This is a genomic window from Microbacterium sp. Z11_20, from assembly GCF_057197605.1.
In genome coordinates this window covers 705,444-730,318 of the sequence record NZ_JBXVOQ010000001.1, presented here as the reverse complement: position 1 = coordinate 730,318, position 24,875 = coordinate 705,444, and the positions used below count along the sequence as shown (strand labels likewise).

Below are 24,875 nucleotides of genomic sequence, written 5' to 3'. Positions count from 1 at the left end.
TCACTGTGCGGGGGCGAGCGTCGTGAGGTCGAGCGTCCAGGTCGGGTTGTACGTCAGGCCGGTGACGGAGTCGTCGCTGGCGATGTTGTTACCCGGGACGATCAGCGGCACGAACGGGCCCGCCTCCTGCATGGCGGCGGCGAACGAGCTGAAGGCCTGCTCGCGCTCGTCGACGGAGGTGGCGTTGCGGGCCGTTGTCACGAGCTCCGCGATCTCAGCGGCTGCCTCAGCATCCCATCCGGCGCGGAGGCCCACCTTCTCGCCAGGGCCGAACGGCAGGAACGAGGAGGAGTCGGCGTAGTCGGGGCCCCAGTACCACATCGAGAACGCGCCCGTGCCGTTGACGTACGGGTCGATCTCGGTGGCGAAGGGAGCGGGGGCGAGTTCGACGGTGATGCCGACAGCCTTCAGCTGCTCCTGCACCCGCTCGGCGACCGGGGTGAACTCCACGCCACCGACGGGGTTGTCGTTCGGGAACTGCAGCGTCACCGTCTCGCCGGCGTAGCCGGACTCTGCCAGAGCGGCCTGCGCCTGTTCCAGATCCTGGGTGACGCCGTCCTCCACCGCACCGGCGAACATCGGCGGGATGACGCCGGTTGCCTGCGCGGCGCCGGCGCCGGCGAGCTCGAGGATCTTGTCGTAGTCGAGCGCGTAGCGCACCGCCTCAGCGAACTCGGGGCTGGCTGTGGCCGGAGCGACCTCGGGGTTCTGATTGATCAGGAGGAAGATCGTCTCAGCCGACGGCACCGAGTCGACCACGAAACCGTCGTCGAGACCCTCGACCTGGTCGCCGCTGAGGTCCACGGCGACGTTCGAGTCCCCGCCCTTCAGGTTGATCAGCTGGGTGGCGCTCTCGGTCACGTTGCGCACGACGATCTTGTCGTACTCGGCTGAGGCGGGGCCGTTGTACTCGGGGTTCTCCACCAGGACGACCTGGGTCGTCAGGTCGAGCGACTCCAGAAGGTACGGGCCCGACCCCGCCGACGCGCCGTCCAGGAACGACTGAGCCGCGTCGCTGGGGTCCGTCGTGCCGCCGTTGGCCTCGACCTCTTCGGCGTTGAGGATGGACAGCGACGGGTTGGTCACGATCGCCGGAAGCTGCAGCGAGGGCTCCTCTGTCGTGAGCACGACGGTGGTGTCATCGACCTTCTCGACCGTGATGCCGGCCATGAGGAAGTTCGCCTTCGAATCGGTCATGCCCGCGACGCGGTTCAGGGAGAACACCACGTCGTCCGCGGTCACCGGGGAACCGTCCGAGAAGACGCGGTCCTCATCCAGCGTGAAGGTGAACTCCGTCGCCTCCTCGTTCTGCTCCATCGTCGCCAGAGACGGCTGCGGAGTGGTGTCGTCGCCCGTGAGCGTCAGCAGCGTGTCATACACCGCGTGCAGCACCATGTTGCCCGTGGGCACGTAGTTGCGGCCCGGGTCGCCGGTCTCGAGCGAGAAGGCGGTGTCGACGACGAGCGTGGCGGATGCGTCGTCGCCCGCGGAGCCGTTGTCGGCCGAGTTCCCGCCGGAGCAGCCGGCGAGGGCGAGAGCGGCTACCGCGATGAGCGCTGCGGCGGCACGGGGGTGGGGTCGGGCCACGGTGGGTCCTCCTGGGTCGGGTGCTGGACATCTCGAGACTGTCCAGGAGCTTTTCGGGCACTGTATCCGACAATACCCGCCCCCCTTCCACGTTCCGTTGACCAGCGGGAAGCGTGCGGGCATTATGTCCAATATGAGCGAACCGCGCACGGATCCGGCTGGACGATCAGCCGTGCAGATCGACAAAATCGGCTATGACATCCTCAGCGAGCTGCGACGTGACGGTCGTGTTTCGATTGCCGCACTGGCGGCATCCGTGGGAATTTCGCGCGCCAGCGCCTACAGCCGGGTCGAGGCCCTCACGCGGGCCGGGGTGATCACCGGGTACGCGGCCCGCGTCGATCCCGCGAGGGCCGGCCTCGGGGTGTGCGCGCTGGTGTTCTGCTCGGTGCATCCGCAGAGCTGGGAGGAGTTCTTCGCTGCCGTCCGCGGGCTGCCGGAGGTGGAGTCGGCCAAGATCACCACCGGCGAGCACGACATCATGCTCCTCGTGCGCAGCGTCGACGTCGAAGGCATCCATTCGCTCGTGGTGGGTGGTATCGGCTCGCTGCCGCAGGTGGCCCGGGTGGAGACCGTCCTGATCCTCAACGAGGTGTTCGAGCGACCGTACGTGCTGCCCACCGACATCCCCGCGCGCGAGCAGGTGCTCCCCGAGCGCGGGTTGATGCGCTTCGTTGCGACGAGCACCGACCGGCCCGCCGGCTGAACGCTCAGAGTTGGATGCAGATGCTCTCGTGGGCGACGTCGCCCACCGCGAAGCTCTCGACGAGTCGCATCCGGCCGTCGTCGTCGAGCTCGATGCGGCTGTCCGCGCTGCCACGGACCACGGAGCCATCGGCTACCAGTGCATGGGCGAAGGAGATTCCGACGATGTCGCCCTCGACACCGCCGACGAAGCGCCCCTCGGTGACGGTGTCGCCGGTGTATTCGCCCCAGACGAGCCGGCCGTCCTGGTGGTAGGTGAAGGTGGTGGGGGACTGGGGGTCGACGACGCTGGCGGTGGAGGACACCATTGCGAAGCGGAGTCCGTCGAGGTCGATCACGGAGGTAGACACCCCACGAGTATCGCCCGAGCCGGGCGATCGCTGTCAAACCGAAGGACCGAGCCCGCACGGGAGGACGCCATCCCGGCGAGCGATGGTCCGGGGCGGTCCGCTACCCGTGAATCCTGCCCAGGATGTCGTCGACCACTGCTGCGAGGGGTCGCGTCGCATCGATAGCGACACCTCCCTGCGGAGTGTCTGGTCCCGTCCGGTGCAGCTGTTCGATCAACGCGCGCTCCGCCGATCCGGCTCGGCCTCCCCATTCGTCCTCGGGGCGCTCGTCCAGTCGTCGGCCCAGTGTTTCGGTGTCGACGGTCAGTACGAAGACGTCGTCGAAGAGCTTGAGAAAACCAAAGTTCCGTGATCCGCCGCAGAAGAAAGTCACGGGCCGGCTCCGGTCATTGATGAGGGATTCGACCTGATCTACTCGCCAGACGTGGTGATCGTGTGCCGCGACGCCCGTCACGTCGTCCCGTGGCTCGCCTGTATCGGGGTCTCCCTGGTAAGCGAGCTCGCGATCGCCGTTGATGGCGTGATAGCCGCGCCGACGCAACTCGTGGCAGACGGCCGTCTTCCCCGTTCCGGAGACACCCTCGATCAGGTAGTTCTTCTGCCCCATGCGGCGAACATATCTAATCCTCGTGCGCCGAGCGCGCGAAAGAGCCCCCCGAGTGCGTCTCGGAGGTCTCTTTTCGTCAGCCGCTGCGGGCGGACTGCCCGACTTCGGCGCCGCGAGCACCGAGCTGTGGCTCCCCGTGGAGCGGGCCTGATGACGCCTCACGCGACGCGAGTACCCGGTCGCACCTTTCCGTGATCGTTCACCTCGACGACACGGTCACGTTACGCGTGGACGGGAGCGTGGGGGCGTTCGATCCCCCACCCCCCAAGGAGAACAACAATGCGTACTCGCACGCTCACGCTGGCCACCGCGGCCGGCATCGTCGGGCTGTCGCTCGTCGCCACCCCGGCCCTCGCCGCCCAGCCGGAGAAGGTCTCGGTCATCACCACGGCTCACCGCGGTGCCATGGCCTACGCGCCGGAGAACACGCTCGCCGCGTTCGAGGTCGGGATCCGGCAGGCGGCAACCTGGATCGAGTCGGATGTGCAGCTCAGCAAGGACGGCGTGGCCGTTCTGATGCACGACACCACCTTGAGCCGCACCACGAACGTCGAGGAGGTCTTCCCCGACCGCGCGCCGTGGAACGTCGTGGACTTCACACTGGAGGAGATCAAGCAGCTCGATGCCGGGTCTTGGTTCGGCGAGGAGTTCTCCGGCGAGCCGGTCCCCACGCTCGCGGAGATGGTGAAGCAGGTGCGGTCGAGCCGCTCGGGCATCATCATGGAGCTCAAGGCACCCGAGCGGTACCCGGGTGTCGAGCAGGTGGTCGCCGACGTCTTCGACTCGTTCCCCGGCTACCTCACATCCGCCGTCGCGAGCGAGCGTCTCGCGGTGCAGAGCTTCAACTGGGAGTCGATGGCGACCTTCACCGAGCTGCTGCCTGAGGTGCCGGTGGGCCTCCTGGGCACGGTGCCCGTCGCCGACCTCGCCACATTCGGCCAGTGGGCTGACCAGGTCAACCCCAATTACGGTGCCGTGACGGCCGACTACGTCGACGCGGTGCACGAGGCCGGCATGGTCATCAACCCCTACACGGTCAATGAGGCCGCCGACATGGCGCGCCTGCTCGACTACGGCGTCGACGGGATCATTACCAACCGTCCCGACGTGCTGGAAGACCTGCTCGCCCAGCGCAACCGCGAGAAGCGCTAACGATCCTCCGCTTGCGGGCAGCACCGCACATTGTCGCGGATGTTCTCGGAAGCCGAAACTCCTCCGAACTCCCGTGCCGGCGACGGGAGTTCGGAGGAGTGGAGGCCGTCGGAGTCGTTACACCCCGAAGTACAGCTCGTACTCGAACGGGTGCGGACGCTGCGCGATCGGCTGGATCTCGTTCTCGATCTTGTACTCGATCCAGGTCTCGATGAGCTCCTCGGTGAAGACGCCACCGGCGAGAAGGAACTCGTGGTCGGCGCGGAGGGCCTCGAGCGAGTCCAGCAGCGAGTTCGGAACCTGGGGGATGCCCTTGGCCTCCTCGGCCGGCAGCTCGTACAGGTCCTTGTCCACCGGCTCGTGGGGCTCGATGCGGTTGTTGATGCCGTCGATGCCCGCCATCAGCTGCGCCGCGAAGGCGAGGTACGGGTTGCCCGAGGCATCCGGAGCGCGGAACTCGATGCGCTTGGCCTTGGGGTTGGAGCCCGTGATCGGGATCCGGATGGCCGCCGAGCGGTTGCCCGCCGAGTACACCAGGTTCACCGGCGCCTCGAAGCCCTTCACCAGACGGTGGTAGCTGTTCAGCGTCGGGTTTGTGAAGGCCAGGATGGCGGGGGCGTGGGCGAGGATGCCGCCGATGTACCAGCGCGCGAGATCCGAGAGGCCGGCGTAGCCAGTCTCGTCGTAGAACAGCGGCGTGCCGTCGTTCCACAGCGACTGGTGGGTGTGCATGCCCGAACCGTTGTCACCGAACAGCGGCTTGGGCATGAAGGTTGCGACCTTGCCCCACTCGAGCGCCGTGTTCTTCACGATGTACTTGAACTTCAAGATGTCGTCGGCGGCGTGCACCATCGTGTCGAAGCGGTAGTTGATCTCCGCCTGACCGCCCGTGCCCACCTCGTGGTGCGCGCGCTCGAGGATGAGACCGGCATCGATGAGCTTGAGGCTGATGTCGTCGCGCAGGTCGGCCTGCTTGTCGACGGGGGAGACGGGGAAGTAGCCGCCCTTGTAGGGCGTCTTGTTGGCCAGGTTGCCGCCTTCTTCGGCGCGGCCGGTGTTCCACGCGCCTTCCTCGGAGTCCACCGCGTAGAAGCTCGTGTTCTGCTTCACCTCGTAGCGGACGTCGTCGAAGATGTAGAACTCCGCCTCCGGGGCGAAGTAGGCGGTGTCGGCGATGCCGGTGGAGGCGAGGTACTTCTCAGCCTTCTTGGCGACCTGACGCGGGTCCTTCGAGTAGATCTCGCCGTTGCGCGGGTTGTAGATGTCGAAGACCATGATGAGCGTCTTGGCCTCGCGGAACGGGTCGAGGTAGGCCGTGGTCACATCCGGGATGAGCTGCATGTCGGACTCGTGGATGTTCGCGAACCCGCGGATCGAGGAGCCGTCGAACAGCTGCCCGACGGTGAAGAAGTCTTCGTCGACGGTGGAGGCGGGGATGTTGAAGTGCTGCTGCACGCCCGGGAGATCCGTGAACCGGATGTCGAGGAATTTGACGTCCTCGTCCTGGATGAACTTCAGCACCTCGGATGAATCTTTGAACATGTGAAGACTCCAGAGGTAGGGCATCGGGATACGCCAAGCCTGCCAGGGCTGACCCGTCGAACCTACCCAGAGGGCATTGCCCGGCAGTGTCTCCTATGTTTCCGGCATGTTACGCGTGCGTCATTAGGCTGAGGAAATGCCCGAGGAATTTCCCGCCGACTCCTATCCCGGTGAGCGATTGGGGCTTCCCGCGCAGGGGAGCGGCAGCCTTGCGACGCTCGGCAGACGAGTGGGCGCCCTCATCGTCGACTGGGCGTGCGCGGTCGTCATCTCGATCGCGTTCTTCGCTTACGACCCCCTCGCCACGACGGCGATCTTCGTGATCGTGCAGATCCTGTTCATCCCCACGATCGGCGGCAGCCCCGGCCACCGCCTCTTCGGGATGCGGGTGCAGCGCGTCACCGGCGGATGGCCGGGGCTGTGGCGGCCGATCGTGCGATCGGTTCTGCTGGCCGCCGTCATCCCCGCGGTGATCTGGGATGCCGACAACCGCGGTCTTCACGACAAGGCAGCCGGCACCGTGCTGGTGCGGGCCTGACCCGTCAGCAGGCTCAGCAGACGCCTGTGCCCGGGCGGCGGTATGCGTGGATCAGCGGGGACGCGGCGCGCGCACCTTCGTCGGGTCCACGCCCTTGGGGATCGGGAGTGACGTCACCGACTGCGACACCGAGTCGATGCGCTTCATGACGGCGGCCATTGTCGCACGGTCGATCTTCTTGGGCAGCGACTTGATCGTCGCGGCAAGCTTTCCGATGGGGACCTCGCCCTCACCGTGCCCGACATACAAGACGGTCACCGGAACCCCCGACGCGACGCGCTGCACCTTCGAGCGCTCGTCGTTCACGAGTCGAGTGAGACGGCCGCGGGCGCCTTCGCCGATGATGACGACACCGCCGCGGCCCACCGCACGATAGACCGCCTCCTGCGTCCGGGGGTTCACGCCGACCGGCATGTCCGAGGCGCTCCAGCTGCGGCCGAGACCGGTCGACAGGACGTGGCCGGCCGCGCCGGGCATGCCGTCGATCTTCTTGTACATGGCCTTGGTCGACAGGCGCGTCATGGTGATCATCGCGCCCAGGATGCCGGCCATCAGGCCGGTGACGGCCCACAGGATGACGCTCCACACGGCCACCGGCTGGATCAGGAAACCGATCAGGATGCCCAGCCCGATGCCGGCCAGCACGATGCCGATCAAGGCGAAAGGAAGCCAGCGGTAGGCCTCGCGCGTGAACCGGAAGAGGGTACGAAGCTGCGAGAAGAAGCCGGGGCGCTTCTCGGGGGCGGAACTGCGGGCGGCCATGCCTCGATTCTAGCTTCCGCGTCCGCATCATCCGTCCTGCACAACCGATCTTCGCGCGGCGTTGTCCCCGGTTCCGCCGTGCAGCAGCACACGAACCCATCCGTACGACGATGGTGGACGTGTGCGATCACCCGCCATCCCGTCCGCCTACACGGCGTATCCCGGCATCCGCGCGGTCGGGCCGCCCGAGGCCCCGTTCGAGGGAACCCTGGCCCGGTCGCCCGACGGCGGGACGGTTCTCCTCGTCGACCGCACCCTGCTGAGTGACTGGCCGGCCTGGCGCACGCCGCCCGGCACCCACGTGCTCGCGCCGCAGGAGGTGGTGCGCCGGCCCGACGGGCACGACATCGTCCTTCCCGCGGTCGCCGATCGGCTCGATCGGCTGATCGCCCGCCGCCGGAGCGCGGGAGCGCCCCTCTCGGACGGTGAAGCGCTCACGGTGGGCGTCAGCGTGCTGCGCGGGCTGGTCTCCGCACTGTCGGAGGAGCTGGAGAGCGTCACCGCGTCGTGGTGGGTCACCGCCGAAGGGATGCCGGTTCTCGTCTGCGGCCCCGGAGACACCGACGCCACGCGGGCCTCGGTAGACATCGTGGAGATGCTCGTGCATGACGTACACGGCGCCACCCTGCGCGACGCGCTGGCCGAGGTGCACGGCGCACTGACGGAGTCGAGGGTCCTGCCACGCCATGCCGAGCGCTACGAGGACGCCCTGTTCGCCGCCGCCGACCCGGAACCGCTCATGACGGAGGTGATCGGCCCGGTTCGGGCGCGAAGGGAGGTGCCGCCGGAGGAGGCAGGCGCCCCCGAGAGCGAAGAACCGCGCCGCACCTGGTGGAGCGGTCTCGCCTTCGCCGCCGACGCGGGACTGAGCGATGCGGTCTCCGACGTCCTGCACCGACTACGGGTGCGCGGCAAGCGCCCGGGTCGCGGCAGGCTCCGCCCGGTCCTCTGGGCGGGCGGCTTGGCGACCGTTGTCCTGGTGGTGGGGCTGAGCTGGCCCGACGCCTCGGGCTCGACAGCGGCCATCGGTGCGGAGGCCGCCCCGGCATCTGCCGCGCCGTCGCCCGTGCCGGAGACGCCCGCCCCGGGCGCATCGATCCCGCCGGAGGCCGGTCCGGTCGACGCATCCGAGGCGCTGCGGCTCCTGCTGGAGACGCGCGAATCGTGCGCGGACGCGCAGTGCCGCGCCACCTCCCAGGAGGATGCCGACAAGGAGCTCCCCGGCGGCGCCATCGATGCGCCGGAGCGCTCGATCGCGCTGCTGGACGACTTCGGCGGGATCGCGGTGCTGCGGGTGGATGCCCCGCAAGCACCCTCGCAGCTCGTGACCGTTGTCACGACCCCCGAGGGGTGGCGGATCCGCGACGCCTTCGATGTCGCGGATCCGCCTGCCTGATCAGATGCCGAGGTTGCCCTCGAACTGGGCAGCCTCGAGGCGGGACTTGACGGCGGAGAGGAACCGCGCCGCGTCCGCCCCGTCGACCACGCGGTGGTCGTAGGACAGCGCCAGGTACACGTACGACCGCACGGAGATCGCGTCCTTGCCGTCGACGCTCACGATGCCGGGTCGCTTCACGACGATTCCCGTACCGAGGATCGCCGACTGGGGCAGGAACACCAGGGGAGTGTCGAACAAGGCGCCGCGCGACCCGGTGTTGGTGACGGTGAAGGTGCCTCCGGCAAGCTCATCCGGCTTCAGCTTGTTGTTACGGGTGCGTGCGGCGAGGTCGGCGATTTCATGTGCGACCTGCGCGAGATTCTTCGTGCCTGCATCGCGCACCACAGGGGTCAGCAGTCCACGCTCGGTGTCCACTGCGATGGAGATGTTCTCCGTCGGCGGGTACACGATGCTCTCGCCGTCCACCGTGGAGTTGATGACGGGGTACGCCGGCAGCGCCTCGGCGGCGGCCAGCACGAAGAAGGGGAGGAACGACAGCTTGTCGCCCGTCTTCTCCTGGAACTCCGCCTTGACCCGGTCGCGGTACGACGCCAGCTTCGTGACATCCACCTCGACCACCGTCGTGAGCTGAGCGGTCGCCTGCATCGATGCGACGGCGCGCTCGGCGAGCACCTTCCGCAGGCGAGACATCGGTTGCGTCGTACCGCGCAACGGCGACACCTCGAGAGCGGCCGGCGCGGGGGCAGCCGGCGCGGCAGCGGGTTCCTGAGCGGGCGCCTGCGCGGCAGCCTCGGCGGCCTTCAGCACGTCTTCCTTGCGGATGCGGCCACCCACGCCGGTACCGGTCACTGTCGACAGGTCGACACCCTGCTGCTGCGCGAGGCGACGCACGAGCGGCGTGACGTAGGTGATCTCATCGTTGGATGCGGCGAGGGGCTCCGATGACGTCGCCGGGGGCTCGGGAGCCGGAGTCGATGCGGGGGGCGTCGGTGCGGGCTTCTCCGGCTCGGCGGGCGCCTCGGCCGGGGCGGCTTCGGCGGGGGCTGCGTCGGGCTGCGGTTGCGCGGGTGCCTGGTCGGCCTCAGCCGGCTTGTCGACCGACGGCGCCTCCGGTGCGGTCTCCGCGGCGGGAGCCGGTGCGGATCCACTGCCGATGCGGGCGAGTGCCGCGCCCACCGCCACGGTCTCGTCCTCGGCGACGAGCACTTCCTGCAGGACACCGGCCACCGGCGACGGGATCTCGGTGTCGACCTTGTCGGTGGAGATCTCCAGGAGCGGTTCGTCCAGGGCGACCTCGTCGCCGACCTGCTTCAGCCAGCGGGTAACGGTGCCTTCGGTGACGCTCTCACCCAGCTCGGGGAGCACGACCTCGCGGCTCTCGCCGCCACTCTGCGCGGGCTGCTCGGCTGCCGGCGCGGGCTGCTCCGCTGCAGGCTGCTCGGCTGCCGGGGCGGGCTGCTCGGCGGCAGGTGCGGGCGCCGCAGCCGCGGGGGCTGCGGCCTCGGCGGGTGCGGCTTCTGTGGCCGGTGCGTCGTCGCTCGACGCGACGGCGCCATCGCCGATCTTCGCGAGCACGGCGCCGACCTCGACGGTTTCGTCCTCCTGGACGAGGATCTCTTCGATCACTCCGCTGACGGGCGACGGGATCTCGGTGTCGACCTTGTCGGTCGAGATCTCCAGCAGGCCCTCGTCCTCCTGGATCGTGTCACCGACCTTCTTGAGCCAGCGGGTGACCGTTCCCTCGGTGACGCTCTCACCGAGCGCGGGGAGGACGACGGAAGTGCTCATGAGTTTGTCTCCTTCAGAAGCGGATTCGTATCTAGCTTAGTGACGCGCCGCGCGCCTCAGAGCGTGTGCAGCGGCGAGCCCGCCAGAGCGAGGAATGCTTCCCCGAGCGCTTCGCTCTGTGTGGGGTGCGCGTGGATGTACGGAGCCACGTCTTCGGGGTGCGCTTCCCAGCCCACCACGAGCTGCGCTTCGGTGATGAGCTCGCCCACGCGATCGCCGACGAGGTGCACTCCGACGACCGGTCCATCCTTGAGCCGGATGACCTTGGCGACGCCCGACGTGCCGAGGATTTCGCTCCGGGCGTTGCCGGCGAGGTTGTATTCGGTCACCACGACCGCGTCCGCGCCGTGCTGCTCCGCGGCCTGCACCTGCGTCCACCCCACGGACGCCACCTCGGGGTGGGAGTAGGTCACCCTCGGGATGTGGTGTTCGGGCACGCGCACGGGCGCTCGCCCGGCGATCTCCTCGGCGACGAAGATTCCCTGCTGGAAGCTGCGGTGCGCCAACTGCAGTCCCGCAACGACATCGCCGACGGCCCACACATGGGCGGCATCGGTGCGCAGGCGCTCGTCGGTGCGCACGAAGCCGCGCTCCAGCACGACACCGCCTTCCTCCAAGCCCAGTCCCGCGCTGGCGGGCCCACGGCCGACCGCGACGAGGAGGTAATCGGCATCCAGGGCCGTGCCGTCTTCCAGCTGCACCGTCACCGACTCCGACGTCTGGGATGCGGAGGAGAACCGTGTGCCCAGGCGGAAGTCGATGCCGCGCTTCCGGTAAGCCCGCTCGAGCATCTTGCTGGAGGTGGCGTCCTCCGCGGGGACCAGGTGATCGAGGGCCTCGATGATCGTCACTTCGGCTCCGAACGAGCGCCAGACACTCGCGAACTCGACACCGATCACGCCCCCGCCGAGCACCAGGACCCGGCCCGGGATCTCGTCCAGCTCGAGGGCCTGCTCGCTGGTGATCACGCGACCACCGATGTCGAGGCCGGGAAGGGTCCTGCTATACGAGCCGGTCGCGATGACGACGTCCGTTCCGCGGTACACGTCTTCCCCGACGCGGACGGCGGGCCCCTCTTCCAGACGCCCCTCGCCGGAGACGACGGTGATGCCGCGCGCGGAGAGGAGCCCCTCGAGTCCGCGATGCTTCTTACTCACGATGCCTTCGCGATACGCCCGCACGGCGAGGGGGTCGATCCCGTCCAGGCTCGCGCGCACGCCCACCGCGGCGGCATCGCGCGCGGTGTCGGCCACCTCGGCCGAGTGCAGGAGCGCCTTCGTCGGGATGCACCCACGGTGCAGGCAGGTGCCCCCCACCTTGTCCTTCTCCACGATCACCACGGAAGATCCGAGCTCGGCCGCCCGAAGGGCTGCGGCGTAGCCTCCGCTCCCGCCACCGAGGATCACCAGGTCGGCGGTGTGCACGGTCATGCCGTGGCCTCCACGGTGAGCAGTTCGATCAACGCGCGAACCGTCGCGCCCGTCACGCCCTTGTCGGTGAATCCGTGCGGGGCACCCTTGTTCATACCGACCCCGGCGATGTCCAGGTGCACCCACGGGATGCGCGGGGCATCATCGGCATCCGAGGTGCGCCCGACGAAATGCCGCAGGAACAGGCCCGCGAACAGCGAGCCACCGGCGGGGTCGCCCATCTTGGCGTTCTGAAGGTCGGCGATGGGGGAGTCCAGGTCGTCGACCATGTGGTCAGGGAGGGGGAGCGGCCAGGCCGGCTCATCCACGCGGGCTGCGGCCTCGAGGTACCGCGCCACCGCTTCCTCGTCGCCCATCACGCCGGCATGGCGCGTTCCCAGCGCCACCGTGATCGCCCCGGTCAGGGTGGCGACGTCGACGAGAAGGTCGGGGCGTTCGCGGCTGGCCGCGGCCAATCCGTCCGCCAGCACCACCCGCCCCTCCGCGTCCGTATTGAGCACCTCGACCGTCGTGCCGTCGAGCGTCCGCACCACGTCGCCCGGACGCGTCGCCCGGCCCGACGGCATGTTGTCCGCGATGCACATCCACGCGGTCACGCGGACGGGGAGGCGCAGCATGGCGGCCGCACGGACCACCGCGAGCACGGTCGCGGCGCCGCACATGTCGTACTTCATCCCGACCATGGAGGCGGCGGGCTTGAGCGAGAGCCCGCCCGTGTCGAAGGTGATGCCCTTGCCGACGAGGGCCACGGTGCGCTCGGCACCCTCGGGGGAGTAGTCGAGCTTCACCAGGCGCGGCGGCCGGTCCGATCCCTGGCCGACGGCGAGGATGCCGCCATATCCGCCTTCGCGGAGGGCGTCCTCATCCAGGACGGTCACGGTCACGGGCAGGTCGGCGACCGATTCGGCTGCCCGCTCGGCCAGGTCTGCCGGTCCGAGCCATTCCGCCGGAGTGGTGACCAGATCCTTCACGAGCGCGACGGCGTCGGCAATGGCGGTCACCGCCTCGAGGTCGGCGGTCTCCGGGTCGCTGGAGACCGAGACCACGACCTCTGCGGCTCGCGAGGGGGGAGCCGTGCTCTTGTAACCGGCGAAGCGGTAGCCCCCCAGGGCTGCGCCCTCGGCAAGCGCCCGCCACGCCGCATCCGGCGTGGACGGCGCGCCGAGCGCCACGCGAGCGAACCCGGTGAGCTGGCGGATGCCGGTGCCCGCAGCAGCCCGTAGCGCGGCGGGCTGCGGGTCGGAGCCCGCTCCGGCGACGGCCACCGGGGTGGCCGCATCGGGAACGGCGACGCGCTGGAACGAACCGGAGGTGCCGGTGAATCCCACCGCGGCAAGGGTCTCGCGGAGCCCCGGCCAGCCCGGAATCTCGACACCCTCCTCCAGTGACGGCAGGACGAGGAGGACGGCGTCGGCGGGAATCTCGTGCAGGGGTGCGCTGCTGTGAGACACAGAGGGGAACGGCATGCGTCCCATCCTAGGTTCGCGTGTTCGCTGTGAGCGGGACCGGTCCCGGCGCCTCCTGGGGCGATGCGCTCGTAGAGTTGACGTATGCCCTTCCCCGCGTCGCTGTTCGACCGCGCCGTCTCGGCGCCGCCGGTGCCGTCCGGGCTCCCCCTGGTCATCGCACTCACCGGCTTCACCGATGCCGGCTCTGCCGTCTCGCGGCTGATCGATTACTTCCGCGACGATCTGCAGCCCACCCCCTTGTTCGTCTTCTCGAACGACGTGCTGCTGGACTACCGTGCCCGGCGTCCGATCATCTCCTTCGATCAGGACCACCTGACCGGTTACCGTCCTCCGCGTCTGGAGCTGTCGCTCGCGCACGATGCCCTGGGGCAGCCGTTCGTGCTGCTCGCCGGGTACGAGCCCGACTTCGCCTGGGACGCCTTCGCCGAGGCGATCCTCGAACTCAGCGGTGCTTTGCAGGTGTCGTCGGTGACGTGGGTTCACGCCATCCCGATGCCCGTTCCGCACACGCGTCCGATCGGCACGACCGTCAGCGGTACCCGCGGCGACCTCGTCGAAGCCCACTCGGTATGGCGCCCGCACACGCGCGTGCCGGCCACCGTGGGGCACCTCCTGGAGTACCGGTTCGCAGAGGCCGGCGCGAAGGTCGCGGGGTTCGTTCTCCTGATTCCGCACTACCTCGGCGACACGGAGTATCCGGCCGCTGCTCTCGCCGGCATGGACAGCATCACAGTGGCGACCGGGCTGGTCTTCGACGGGGACACGGTCCGCGAGGAGAACCGCGAGTACCTCGAGAAGGTGCAGGAACAGGTCGCCGGCAGCGACGAGCTCACCCGCATGCTCGAGGGACTCGAGGAGCGCTACGACTCCTACATGGCCGGTTCCACGCACGCGACCCCCATCATCCACACGGGGGATCTGCCGAGCGCTGATGAGCTGGCAGCCGAACTCGAGCGGTTCCTCGCGAGCCGTCCCGGCGGGGACGAGGACAAGCGCGGCGGCCCCAGCCTCGGCTGACCCGGGAATACCGGCCCGGGCCCTCGCGTTCTCTCTGGTGTATTCTCTGCGCGCGTCAGGCCGCTGGAGAAGGTATGAGACAATAGAGGACCTGACCCGTTGTCGGTCGTCGGAGGAAGCACCAGCTTCTCGCCGCCGACTTGACAAGGGTCTTACTAGTGTCCGAGAACGACCGGTGGCCGTGGAACGCGTTCCCCCGGTGAAAGGCGAAACGTGGCAGGCACGAACACCAAGACCCGCTCCCGCAGCGGCGAGGACACCGAAGTCGAGACGGTCGAGGCGACCGCCCCGGTAGCGTCGAAGAAGACGCCCGCGAAGAAGGCTGCACCCAAAGGCAAGGCCAAGGCCTCCCCGGCCAAGGCCGCCAAGGGTACGTCCAGCAATGACGACACCGACGAAGAGGTGGACGAGGTCGAGCTGGACGTCGTGATCGAAGACACCGACGAGGTGTCGACCGACGACGTCGTCGACGCCGACGAGGAGACCCCGGATGCTGCCCCCGCAGCGAAGGTCGCGCCCGAGGCCGCCGACGACGAGGACGACGAGGACGCCACCAAGCCCGCGTTCAGCGAGCCCCTCCCCACCGGCGCGATCGTCATCTCCTCGACCGACGAAGACGACGTACCGGTCTACTCCGCCCAGATCACCGGCGCGACGGCCGACCCCGTCAAGGACTACCTGAAGCAGATCGGCAAGGTGCCGCTGCTGAACGCGGCCGAAGAGGTCGAGTTGGCGATGCGGATCGAAGCCGGTCTGTTCGCCGAGGAGAAGCTCTCGCACATGTCGGCGGCGGAGAAGACCAACCAGCTCGGGCTCGACCTCCAGTGGGTCGCCCGCGATGGTCAGCGCGCGAAGTCGCACCTTCTCGGTGCGAACCTCCGACTCGTGGTCTCGCTCGCCAAGCGCTACACCGGTCGCGGCATGCAGTTCCTGGATCTCATCCAGGAGGGCAACCTGGGCCTCATCCGCGCGGTCGAGAAGTTCGACTACACGAAGGGCTTCAAGTTCTCCACGTACGCCACGTGGTGGATCCGTCAGGCGATCACGCGCGCCATGGCCGACCAGGCCCGCACCATCCGCATCCCGGTGCACATGGTCGAGGTCATCAACAAGCTCGCTCGGGTTCAGCGGCAGATGCTGCAGGACCTGGGTCGCGAGCCCACGCCCGAAGAGCTCAGCCGCGAACTCGATATGACCCCTGAGAAGGTCATCGAGGTGCAGAAGTACGGTCGCGAGCCGATCTCCCTGCACACGCCCCTGGGCGAGGACGGCGACAGCGAGTTCGGCGACCTCATCGAAGACACCGAGGCGGTCGTCCCCGCGGACGCCGTCGGGTTCACGATGCTGCAGCGCCAGCTGGAGTCGCTTCTGGACTCGCTCTCCGAGCGCGAGGCGGGCGTCATCCGCATGCGCTTCGGTCTCGGCGACGGCCAGCCCAAGACGCTGGACCAGATCGGCGACACGTTCGGCGTGACCCGCGAGCGGATCCGGCAGATCGAGTCCAAGACGATGGCGAAGCTGCGTCACCCGAGCCGTTCGCAGTCGCTCCGCGACTACCTCGAGTGAGCGGTCCGGCTCATGACCGCTGAGGCCAATGCCGGCAAGGCGTTGACGGTCACCGTCGACGGAGCGACGTACGCCCGCATCCCGATCCGTACGCGGGTCGTGATGCCGGGCGACGAGCTCGACCCGTTCATCCGCGAGTACGCGACCGACGTCGTCCAGCCGGGTGACATCTTCTTCGTGACGGAGAAGATCGTCGCCATCACGCAGGGCCGGTCGTATCTCGTGGAAGACATCCACCCGCGCCGACTCGCGCTGTTCCTGTCGCGCTTCGTGGTGCGGACGCCCTACGGCATCGGCCTGGGCATGCCCGAGACGATGGAGATGGCGCTGCGCGAGTGCGGGGTTCCCCGCATCCTGTTCGCGGCTGCCGTCTCGGCCGTGACGAAGGCATTCGGCCGGAAGGGCGACTTCTACCGGATCGCCGGCGACAAGGCCCGCGCCATCGACGGTCCCACCAGCGGCACGATCCCGCCGTACAACAAGGCGGTCGTGCTCGGTCCGGATAAGCCGCGCGAGGTCGCCCAACATCTTAAGTCGCTGCTCGGCGGGGTGGCGGAGGTCGCCGTGGTCGACATCAACGACCTGGGTGGGAACATCCTCGGTTCGACGCTGGACAAGGCGGGCGAACGCCGCCTCGTGGCGATCCTCAAGGACAACCCGCTCGGCCAGGGACACGAGTCGACGCCTCTCGGCGTCGTCCGCGCGCTCTGACGCTGTGACGCTGGGTTCCCAGCGGCGCTGAGCCGCCCCAACGAGGAAGGGCACGTATGAGTCTTGGTCGCGCCAGCGCGACGATCGCAGCGGGGACGCTCACGTCCCGGGTCACCGGGCTGCTGCGCACGATCGTGCTCGTGGTCGCGATCAACTCGTTCGGGCAGGCACCGGACGCCTTCGCGATCGCGAATCAACTGCCCAACAGCATCTACATGGTGATCTCGGCGGGCGTCCTGACCGGCGTGATCGTGCCCCAGGTGGTGCGGATCAGCGCTCAGCGCGACGGAGGGCACGACTTCCTCGCCAAGCTGCTCACCCTCGGCGCACTCATCATGGGCGTCGTGACCGTAGCGGCGACGGCCTGCGCTCCACTGCTGATCGACCTGTACTCGAACTTCCAGTCGCCGCAGCAGTATGCCCTGGCCACCCAGTTCGCGTACTGGTGCATCCCGCAGCTCTTCTTCTACGGGATGTTCGCGCTGCTCGGCGAGATCCTGAACGCTCGCAAGATCTTCGCGCCGTACGCCTGGGCGCCGATCGTCAACAACTTCGTCTCGATCGCCGGCTTCGTGGTCTTCATCATGCTGTTCGGGCAGAACCGCAACACGCTCGACGGTTGGAACAGCTCGATGGTGATGACCCTCGCGGGTACGGCGACCCTGGGCGTCATCGCACAGCTGGTGGTGCTGGTGTTCTTCTGGCGCAAGGCCGGCATCCCGCTGCGGCTGGATTTCCGCTGGCGCGGCATGGGTCTCAGCCACATGGGCAAGCTCGCGACGTGGACCTTCCTGACCACTCTCATCGGCCAGGCGGTCGGAATCGTGCAGTCGCTCACGGTGACGACGGCCTCGACCGCCGCGGGAGACAACGCTTCGGCGGCGGCCTCCCAGTACGCCTGGCTCGTGTACATGCTGCCGTACTCGATGATCATCCTCGCCATCGGGACGCCTTACTTCACGCGCATCAGCGAGCACTCCGCCGCCGGTCGGCACACCGAGCTGCGCGCCGACGTCGGGCAGTCGATTCGGGTCCTGGGCCTGTTCACCGTCATCGCCGTCGCCGCGGTGTCGGCCGCAGCGGTGCCAGCGTCGCGCGTGTTCACGCACAGCCCCGAGGAAGCGGGCGCGATGGCGCCCGTGCTGATCGCCTACCTCGTGAGCCTGATCCCCATGGGCGTGCTGTTCATCATCCAGCGCACGTTCTACGCCTACGGTGACGCGCGCACCCCGTTCGTGTTCACGATGGTGCAGGGAGCACTCGTCCTGACCGGGACCCTCGCCGTCGCCGCGACCGTTTCGGTCGGCTATCTGGCTGCCGCCGTCGCGCTCGTGCAGTCGCTGGTGGGCATCGTCCAGACGATCATCGCGATCGTGCTGCTCCGACGCAAGCTCGGACCACTCGGCCTCGGCGCCACGTGGTGGGGACTCGCGCGGTTCATTGTCGCGGCGATACCTGCCGGTGCCGCAGGGTGGGGCGTCTTCGTGCTCAGCGGGGGAGTGGGCGGCTGGATGCTCGAGGGCATGCTCCAGGGAGCGCTGGGAGCCGCCCTCATCGGAGTGGTCAGCGTCCTGGTGTATGTCGGCCTCCTGGCGCTGCTGCGCGCGCCGGAGCTGAAGGTCGCCGTCGACACCATCCGCCGCCGTCGCGCCTGATCGTGACCAGGACGGCGGGGCTGGCCCGAACCGGGCCGCTCAGCGCCGGTTGTCGACGATCTCGGCGCCGATGGCGTCGCGGTAGCGGTGCAGCAATCCCGTGCGGATGCCGGAGGCCGAAGGCTTCATCTGGAACACACTGGAGTTGTGGTTGGCCTCGATGAGCGCCGGCCCGTCGGGTGTGATCGCGATGTCCCAGCCGACGTAAGGCACGGTCGGCAGGCGAGCCGCTGCCGCGGCGATCATGCTCACGACCTCGGGGTAGAACGGCACCCGCACGCCCCTGATCGCGGCGCCGGAGATCGGATGCCTGTGGTAGATGTTCGATTGCTTGTCGACGCCGGGATACAGTGCGACACCGTCATCGTCGAGCATCGTGAACATCCCGCCTGAGGCGAAGTTATCGATCACGGCGCCGTTGCCGATCCGCAGCACAGAGGCGATCACGTGCAGCTCGCCGTGCGGGTCGCGGTAGGTGATCATGCGGACGGTGTTGACGCTGTCCGGATAGACGGCGTTGAGGTCATCGTGCTGCGTCAGGACCTGTTCGAGCAGCGTCTGGTCCTTCTCGACCCGCTCCGCTCGCCACGCGGCGACATCGGCGATGTCGGCGGTGTCGAAGATCGCTATCCCGGCACCGCCCTCGCCCGCAGCCGGTTTGGCGATCACGCGCTGGTGACGGCCGAGGAACGCCGAGAGTTCGTCCTCGGTCGCGACCTTCGCATCGATCCATTCACGACCGACCAGATCGGCGAAATCGGTCAGGAACCGAGCCTTGTCCCCCAGGATGACCTTCGAGTCCGGGCCGTTGAGGGTCTTGTTCAGACGGAAGGCCTTCGGGTGCGTCATCCAGGTCGCCCGCTCGCGCGCGTTCAGGATGCGGATGTCCCACACGACGTAGTCGCGGAATCCCATCTCGTAGCGGACGGAGCACCACAGCATGTCGGCGATGATCACCGGGAGAGGGGCCTTCGAAACGCGCTTCACCTGACGGGCGAGTTCGATCAGCTGCGTGGGATCCAGTCGCCGTGCCCGGTCGAAAAGATACCGAACGCGTAGGCGCTTCTGGTCCACCCCGCCAGGCTAGCACGCGGCTCCCCCGGGGCCGGGACGGGGCGAGCGACTACCATGGGACGCCGGACCGTCCACCTCGAAAGGGTCGTTTTGTCTCAAGACGTCGCGCTCAGAGCGCGCCTGAAGTATGTCCTGAAGCGGCTGAGATCGTTCGACATCAGGCGGGTGTGGTCCTTCGCGTCACAGATCGCGAAGGAGCAGGGCACGTGGGCGCCGCGCACCTTCGTCGACATGCTCGTGTGGGCCGCCTTCCACGACACCGCCTACATCGACTACTACGAGGCGGACTTCGCGCTGCTCAGCAGGGCTGAGCGCAAGACCTTCATGACCTCGCTGATCCAGCACCACCTCGCGCAGGCGCTGAACGATCGCACCGATGCGCTGCAGTTCGAGAACAAGCTCACGTTCAACCGCCGTTTCGCCGACTATCTCGGTCGCGACTGGCTGGACCTCGACGAGGTGGATGCCGACGGCCTTCGCGCCTTCGCGGAGAAGAACCCCGTGTTCATCGCGAAGACGCCCGTCGGTCGCGAGGGCAAGGGCGTCTTCCGCTACGACGCGGCCGAGGTCGAGGACTGGAATGCGTTCCGCGACGAACTGCGCGCCAAGGGCCAGCGGCTCATCGAGCAGCGCATCGTGCAGCATCCCTATCTCGCCGAGTACTGCGAGGGCACGGTCAACACCACCCGCGTCACCACGTTCTTCGACGGCGAGAAGGTGCATGTCCTGATGGCTGCGCAGAAGTTCGGCCGCGGCGCTGTGAGCGACCAGTTCACCTGGGGCGGCTTCTTCACGATGATCGACGAGAACGGTCGTTCCTTCGGCCCCGGCCACACCGGCAAGCACAAGTCCCGGTACGAGACGCACCCGGATTCGGGCAAGTCCATCGTGGATTTCGAGGTGCCGATGTGGGATGAGGTCGTGGATCTCGTCACGCGAGCGGCCCGAGAGATCCCGACCGTGCCGTACATCGGGTGGGATGTCGCCGTCACCCCGGACGGGCCGGTGCTCATCGAAGGGAACTGGACGCCCGGGCTGTACGAGACCCGGGTGAGCGCCACCGGCATCCGCACCGGCAGTCGCGCCCGGCACCGCCCGGTGATCGAGGCCAGCCGGAAGTGACGGCGTCCGGCAGCCTCCCGCGCGCGGTGATCTCGCGCAGCGCGCTGCGCGCGTCGGCGCGTGCGGCGGTGGATGCCGGCGGCACGGTCGCCGACCTGCGTGCCGACGCCTTCGGACACGGCGTGCGCGAGGCGGCCCACGTCATCCAGTCGGCCGGCGTCTCACGGGTCGTCGTGGATGAGGTGTCGCTCGCGCCCCTGCGGGGCGCCGGCATCGACGCCGTGAGCGATGGGGTGCCCGACATCGATAGCAACCTGCTGTACGGCCTGCCAGGTTCAGGACACGTGCCGGCGATGGTCCTGACCGGTCGGATGCTCTCGCGGAAGCTGCTGCGCGCAGGGGAGGCGGTGTCCTACGGGTACACGCACAGGGCCGAGCGCGACACCACGATCGCGCTGGTGACGGGCGGATACGCACAGGGGATCGTGCGGGCGCTCGGCAACAGCGCATCTGTCGGCATCGGCGCGGCGCTGCGGCCGATCGTCGGGCGCGTCGCCATGGACGTGTGCGTGATCGACCTGCAGACGCACGACGCTCCGGAGGGCCCGGATGTCGTGTATTTCGGAGCAGGACCGGCGGTGGACGGACTCTCCGCGTGGGCACGGGCTACCGGTCTACGGATGACCGAACTGGTCGCCGTCGCCGGCGCGAAGGCGGTGCGCGAATGGACCCACTGACGGTCCCCGTCCTGGAGCTCTCCGCGTCACAGCTGATCCGGAACGTGTCGCTGGTCAGCACGCACATCGCACCGTCCGCCCTGATGCTGGCCATGAAGGACGACGCCTACGGACACGGCGTCGAATGGGTGCTGGATGCTCTGGCCGACCACGGGGCACTGACCCGTTTCGGCAGCTACGACGTCGAAACGGGGGAGCGCATCCGGGCTCGCAGGCCGCACGGCCGCGTGTTCGCGTGGGCGACCTCGACGGACGAGGAGGTCGCGCGGGGGTTGGATGCCGGCCTCGAGTTCGGCATCGGCGGTGACGACTACCTGCGACGCGTGGTCTCGATCGCGCGGGCCAGCGGCCGTACGGCGGTCGCCCACCTGAAGATCGACACCGGTCTGCACCGCAACGGCGTCCGCCCGGAGGACTGGCCGGCGTTCGTGGCCGAGGCCGCCCGCGCGCAGGATTCCGGCGCCCTCCGAGTGGTCGGCATCTGGAGCCACCTGGCGGAGGCCAGCGACGGCGAGGACGACGCGGCGGCGGCCGAGTTCCGCCATGCGCTCAGCGTGTTGCGTCGGGCAGGCATCGACCCGGAAGACATCCATCTGACCGCATCCGCGGCGTCGTGGTGGCGTCCGGAGCTGCGCGGCACCGTCTGCCGCATCGGCGCGTTCTGCTACGGCATCCGCTCGGCCGATGGTCCTCAGATCCCCGGCATCCGTCCCGTGGCCGCCCTCCGAGCACGCGTGATCGGCGTGCGCGGCAACCGCGTCGACGTCGCCATCGGCGCCCTGCACGGTCTGCCGTCGACGCTCACGGGTGCGTCTATCGGCACCCCCCAGGGGGCCCGCGAGGTGCTCCACATCGGCGACCACCGCACGACGGTCGCGTCATGGGCCGATGCGGCCGTCGGCGACATGGTCACCGTCTTCGGTCGTGGCGAGCAGGGCGAATCCGATGCGACGGCCCTCGCCGTACGGATCGACACGGTCGGCGAGGAGATCGTCACACGACTGACCCCGTCGGTGAGACGGGTCGCAACCGCCTGAAAAAGGCGGAGTCGCGACCCGTCTTATGAGCGGATCGCGACTCGAAACGCCTCGGTCGTCGTCAGACCGACTCGCTGAGGCGAGCGGTCTCGTCGTGCCACGAGGTGGCGATGCTGCGCAGCTTCTCCTCGTACTTGCGTCCGTGGTGCGCGCAGAACAGCAGCTCGCTGCCATTCACCTCTGCGGCGATGTACGCCTGTGCCCCGCACGAGTCACACCGATCAGCGGCGGTGAGACGGTATTCGAGGACGGCGCCGTTGTCGGTCGGTGTCGAAAGCGTATTCATCTCGGTACCCTCCTCCGGTGCTCGCGGTGCTTCGCTCACCTCATACAACCACGGGGCTCCACCCAGGATGCCCGCATGCCCCCGCATTTCGCTCAGCGCGTACGGCGGCCCTCCGGTGCCGTGTGTCTGCAGTCCCACGCCTCCGCGCGCGGTTATCGTGGGAAATTGTGATCGCCGAGTACTCTGCCCACCACCTTCAGGTGCTTGAAGGGCTCGAAGCGGTCCGCAAGCGCCCCGGAATGTACATCGGTTCGACCGACTCCCGTGGTCTCATGCACTGCCTGTGGGAGATCATCGACAACTCCGTCGACGAGGCGCTGGGCGGACACGGCAGCCGCATCGACATCGTGCTGCACACCGACGGCAGCGTGGAGGTGCGCGACCGCGCCCGCGGGATCCCCGTCGACATCGAACCGCGCACCGGGCTCTCCGGCGTCGAGGTGGTCTTCACGAAGCTGCACGCCGGGGGCAAGTTCGGCGGCGGCTCGTACGCCGCATCCGGCGGTCTCCACGGTGTCGGAGCATCCGTCGTGAATGCCCTGTCGGAGCGCCTCGACGTCGAGGTCGACCGCGGCGGCAAGACCTACGCGATGTCGTTCCATCGCGGTGAGCCGGGAATCTTCGCCGGGCCGTCGCCGGATTCGCCGTTCACCCCGTTCGACAACAGCAGCGAACTGCGCGTCGTGGGGAAGGCCCCCAAGGGGGTCACCGGAACGCGCATCCGCTACTGGGCCGACCGGCAGATCTTCACCAAGGACGCCGCCTTCGGGCTCGACGAGCTCGAGCAGCGCGTGCGCCAGACGGCGTTCCTGGTTCCGGGGCTGGAGCTGGTCGTCCGCGACGAACGCACCGCAGAGCCGGTCGACACGACCTATCGCTACGACGGCGGGATCTCCGAGTTCGCCGAATACCTCGCCCCCGACTCCGGCCTCACCGACACGTGGCGCCTGACCGGCTCCGGCACGTTCACGGAGACGGTGCCCGTGCTCCAGCCGACCGGTGCCATGGTGCCCACCGAGGTGGAACGCACCTGCGAGGTCGACGTGGCCCTGCGGTGGGGCACGGGCTACGACACGGTGATGCGCTCGTTCGTCAACATCATCGCGACTCCCAAGGGCGGCACGCACCAGCAGGGCTTCGAGCAGGGGCTCATGAAGACCCTCCGCACCCAGGTCGAACAGAACGCCCGTCGCCTGAAGGTGGGCAACGACAAGCTGGACAAGGACGACATCCTCGCCGGCCTCACCGCCGTGCTGAACGTCCGCCTTCCCGAACCGCAGTTCGAGGGGCAGACGAAGGAGATCCTCGGCACACCCGCGGTGCGCCAGATCGTCTCGTCGGTCGTCACGAAAGAGCTCGCCGCCCGGTTCGCCTCGACCAAGCGCGACGACAAGGCGCAGACGGCCCTCCTCCTGGACAAGGTCGTCTCCGAGATGAAGTCGCGCATCTCGGCGCGCACCCACAAGGAGACGCAGCGCCGCAAGAACGCGCTGGAGTCGTCGTCGCTTCCGGCGAAGCTCGTCGATTGCCGCTCGAACGACGTCTCCGACTCCGAGCTGTTCATCGTCGAGGGAGACTCCGCCCTGGGCACCGCCAAGCTCGCGCGCAACAGCGAATACCAGGCGCTGCTGCCCATCCGCGGCAAGATTCTGAACGTGCAGAAGGCCTCGGTCAGCGACATGCTGTCCAACGCCGAGTGCGCCTCGATCATCCAGGTGATCGGTGCCGGATCCGGACGCTCCTTCGATCTCGACGCCGCGCGCTACGGCAAGATCATCCTGATGAGCGACGCCGATGTCGACGGCGCGCACATCCGGACGCTGCTGCTGACGCTGTTCTTCCGGTACATGCGACCGCTCGTGGAAGCCGGGCGCGTCTTCGCCGCGGTTCCGCCGCTGCATCGCGTGGTGGTCATGAACCCCGGCACGAAGCCGAACGAGACGATCTACACGTACAGCGAGCAGGAGCTGCACGCCCTGCTCACCAAGCTCACCAAGGCGGGCAAGCGCTGGCAAGAGCCGGTGCAGCGCTACAAGGGGCTGGGGGAGATGGATGCCGACCAGCTGGCGACCACCACGATGGACCGCGCCGGCCGCTCGCTCCGCCGGGTGCGCGTCGAGCACGCCGAAGTGGCCGCGAGCGTGTTCGAGCTGCTGATGGGCAACGACGTGGCGCCGCGGCGCGAGTTCATCGTCGAGGCCAGCGACCGGCTCGCGCGCGAGCGCATCGACGCCTGACCCGCGCGGCCCTTCGACACGCTCAGGCACCGCCCTGCGTCACCCGCGCGCCGTGGCCCGGGCGGACCCTTCGACACGCTCAGGGACCGCCCTGTGCGACGTGCTGCCGCTCGGTCGCTGAGCTCGTAGAAGCGTCCGAGCCCCCGCACGCGGTCGCCCGCCGG

Annotated in this window: 22 protein-coding genes; 12 read left to right on the top strand and 10 right to left on the bottom strand. The window is 68.5% G+C overall.

Going from position 1 to position 24,875, the window contains the following annotated elements; translation table 11 throughout:
• Window positions 1–1,587 carry an ABC transporter substrate-binding protein gene (locus AC2DFQ_RS03505; RefSeq protein ID WP_484532955.1) on the bottom strand — a complete coding sequence of 529 codons (1,587 nt, stop codon included), beginning with the start codon at window positions 1,585–1,587 and terminating at the stop codon, window positions 1–3.
• Between the two features lie 172 nt (window positions 1,588–1,759).
• On the opposite strand from AC2DFQ_RS03505, the gene AC2DFQ_RS03500 reads away from it, so the two are divergent.
• Entirely contained in the window at window positions 1,760–2,293 is a 534-nt protein-coding gene (locus AC2DFQ_RS03500; protein WP_484509222.1) for an Lrp/AsnC family transcriptional regulator, read from the top strand.
• Window positions 2,294–2,297: 4 nt separating this feature from the next.
• On the opposite strand, the gene AC2DFQ_RS03495 is transcribed toward AC2DFQ_RS03500, so the two are convergent.
• Both AC2DFQ_RS03495 and AC2DFQ_RS03490 read right to left on the bottom strand, forming a co-directional pair.
• Entirely contained in the window at window positions 2,298–2,642 is a 345-nt protein-coding gene (locus tag AC2DFQ_RS03495; protein WP_484532954.1) for an avidin-fold protein, read from the bottom strand.
• A 100-nt stretch (window positions 2,643–2,742) separates the two neighbouring features.
• Window positions 2,743–3,249 (bottom strand): AAA family ATPase, encoded by a 507-nt coding sequence (locus AC2DFQ_RS03490; RefSeq protein WP_484532953.1) that lies wholly within the window; start codon window positions 3,247–3,249, stop codon window positions 2,743–2,745.
• A gap of 279 nt (window positions 3,250–3,528) precedes the next feature.
• Here AC2DFQ_RS03490 and AC2DFQ_RS03485 point away from each other — a divergent pair, with 279 nt between their 5' ends.
• The gene (locus tag AC2DFQ_RS03485; RefSeq protein WP_484532952.1) at window positions 3,529–4,401 is read left to right on the top strand and encodes a glycerophosphodiester phosphodiesterase; all 873 of its coding nucleotides are present in this window, start codon (window positions 3,529–3,531) and stop codon (window positions 4,399–4,401) included.
• Window positions 4,402–4,518: 117 nt separating this feature from the next.
• On the opposite strand, the gene glnA is transcribed toward AC2DFQ_RS03485, so the two are convergent.
• A complete protein-coding gene (glnA, locus tag AC2DFQ_RS03480; protein ID WP_484509226.1) occupies window positions 4,519–5,943 on the bottom strand; it encodes a type I glutamate--ammonia ligase in 1,425 nt (474 codons plus the stop codon).
• Window positions 5,944–6,079: 136 nt separating this feature from the next.
• Between glnA and AC2DFQ_RS03475 the strand changes: the two genes are divergently transcribed.
• A complete protein-coding gene (locus AC2DFQ_RS03475; RefSeq protein ID WP_484532951.1) occupies window positions 6,080–6,481 on the top strand; it encodes an RDD family protein in 402 nt (133 codons plus the stop codon).
• Between the two features lie 51 nt (window positions 6,482–6,532).
• On the opposite strand, the gene AC2DFQ_RS03470 is transcribed toward AC2DFQ_RS03475, so the two are convergent.
• Window positions 6,533–7,243: a DUF4191 domain-containing protein gene (locus AC2DFQ_RS03470; protein ID WP_484509228.1), complete on the bottom strand. Its 711-nt coding sequence runs from the start codon at window positions 7,241–7,243 to the stop codon at window positions 6,533–6,535.
• Window positions 7,244–7,364: 121 nt separating this feature from the next.
• Between AC2DFQ_RS03470 and AC2DFQ_RS03465 the strand changes: the two genes are divergently transcribed.
• A complete protein-coding gene (locus AC2DFQ_RS03465) occupies window positions 7,365–8,639 on the top strand; it encodes a hypothetical protein (RefSeq protein WP_484532950.1) in 1,275 nt (424 codons plus the stop codon).
• Here AC2DFQ_RS03465 and sucB read toward each other — a convergent pair whose 3' ends face one another.
• From sucB to AC2DFQ_RS03450, 3 genes are read right to left on the bottom strand one after another with little or no spacing between them, the layout of a single operon-like run.
• Window positions 8,640–10,430, bottom strand: coding sequence for a 2-oxoglutarate dehydrogenase, E2 component, dihydrolipoamide succinyltransferase (gene sucB / locus AC2DFQ_RS03460; RefSeq protein WP_484532949.1), 1,791 nt, complete (start codon window positions 10,428–10,430; stop codon window positions 8,640–8,642). It abuts the gene before it with no gap.
• Window positions 10,431–10,486: 56 nt separating this feature from the next.
• Complete coding sequence (lpdA, locus tag AC2DFQ_RS03455) at window positions 10,487–11,860, bottom strand: dihydrolipoyl dehydrogenase (protein WP_484532948.1); 1,374 nt, start codon at window positions 11,858–11,860, stop codon at window positions 10,487–10,489.
• Window positions 11,857–13,326: a leucyl aminopeptidase gene (locus tag AC2DFQ_RS03450; protein ID WP_484532947.1), complete on the bottom strand. Its 1,470-nt coding sequence runs from the start codon at window positions 13,324–13,326 to the stop codon at window positions 11,857–11,859. Before AC2DFQ_RS03450 ends, lpdA begins: the two co-directional genes overlap by 4 nt.
• Window positions 13,327–13,410: 84 nt before the next feature.
• On the opposite strand from AC2DFQ_RS03450, the gene AC2DFQ_RS03445 reads away from it, so the two are divergent.
• From AC2DFQ_RS03445 to murJ, 4 genes are all read left to right on the top strand, one after another.
• Window positions 13,411–14,346: a proteasome assembly chaperone family protein gene (locus AC2DFQ_RS03445; RefSeq protein ID WP_484509233.1), complete on the top strand. Its 936-nt coding sequence runs from the start codon at window positions 13,411–13,413 to the stop codon at window positions 14,344–14,346.
• A gap of 213 nt (window positions 14,347–14,559) precedes the next feature.
• The gene (locus AC2DFQ_RS03440) at window positions 14,560–15,912 is read left to right on the top strand and encodes an RNA polymerase sigma factor (protein WP_484509234.1); all 1,353 of its coding nucleotides are present in this window, start codon (window positions 14,560–14,562) and stop codon (window positions 15,910–15,912) included.
• 12 nt (window positions 15,913–15,924) lie between these two features.
• On the top strand, window positions 15,925–16,623 hold the full coding sequence (locus AC2DFQ_RS03435; protein WP_484509235.1) for a coenzyme F420-0:L-glutamate ligase: 699 nt from the start codon (window positions 15,925–15,927) through the stop codon (window positions 16,621–16,623).
• A gap of 56 nt (window positions 16,624–16,679) precedes the next feature.
• A complete protein-coding gene (gene murJ, locus AC2DFQ_RS03430; protein WP_484509236.1) occupies window positions 16,680–18,278 on the top strand; it encodes a murein biosynthesis integral membrane protein MurJ in 1,599 nt (532 codons plus the stop codon).
• A gap of 39 nt (window positions 18,279–18,317) precedes the next feature.
• On the opposite strand, the gene AC2DFQ_RS03425 is transcribed toward murJ, so the two are convergent.
• Window positions 18,318–19,352, bottom strand: a complete 1,035-nt coding sequence (locus tag AC2DFQ_RS03425) for a sugar-transfer associated ATP-grasp domain-containing protein (protein WP_484509237.1) — start codon at window positions 19,350–19,352, stop codon at window positions 18,318–18,320.
• Between the two features lie 90 nt (window positions 19,353–19,442).
• Between AC2DFQ_RS03425 and AC2DFQ_RS03420 the strand changes: the two genes are divergently transcribed.
• The 3 genes from AC2DFQ_RS03420 to AC2DFQ_RS03410 are packed head-to-tail and all read left to right on the top strand — an operon-like array spanning window position 19,443 to window position 22,188.
• The gene (locus AC2DFQ_RS03420) at window positions 19,443–20,474 is read left to right on the top strand and encodes a sugar-transfer associated ATP-grasp domain-containing protein (RefSeq protein WP_484532946.1); all 1,032 of its coding nucleotides are present in this window, start codon (window positions 19,443–19,445) and stop codon (window positions 20,472–20,474) included.
• 26 nt (window positions 20,475–20,500) lie between these two features.
• Complete coding sequence (locus tag AC2DFQ_RS03415; protein ID WP_484509239.1) at window positions 20,501–21,151, top strand: alanine racemase; 651 nt, start codon at window positions 20,501–20,503, stop codon at window positions 21,149–21,151.
• Window positions 21,139–22,188 carry an alanine racemase gene (locus AC2DFQ_RS03410; RefSeq protein WP_484532945.1) on the top strand — a complete coding sequence of 350 codons (1,050 nt, stop codon included), beginning with the start codon at window positions 21,139–21,141 and terminating at the stop codon, window positions 22,186–22,188. Before AC2DFQ_RS03415 ends, AC2DFQ_RS03410 begins: the two co-directional genes overlap by 13 nt.
• A gap of 61 nt (window positions 22,189–22,249) precedes the next feature.
• On the opposite strand, the gene AC2DFQ_RS03405 is transcribed toward AC2DFQ_RS03410, so the two are convergent.
• Window positions 22,250–22,474 (bottom strand): DUF7455 domain-containing protein, encoded by a 225-nt coding sequence (locus AC2DFQ_RS03405; RefSeq protein WP_484509241.1) that lies wholly within the window; start codon window positions 22,472–22,474, stop codon window positions 22,250–22,252.
• A 167-nt stretch (window positions 22,475–22,641) separates the two neighbouring features.
• Between AC2DFQ_RS03405 and AC2DFQ_RS03400 the strand changes: the two genes are divergently transcribed.
• On the top strand, window positions 22,642–24,711 hold the full coding sequence (locus tag AC2DFQ_RS03400; protein WP_484509242.1) for a DNA gyrase/topoisomerase IV subunit B: 2,070 nt from the start codon (window positions 22,642–22,644) through the stop codon (window positions 24,709–24,711).
• Window positions 24,712–24,875: the final 164 nt, after the last annotated feature.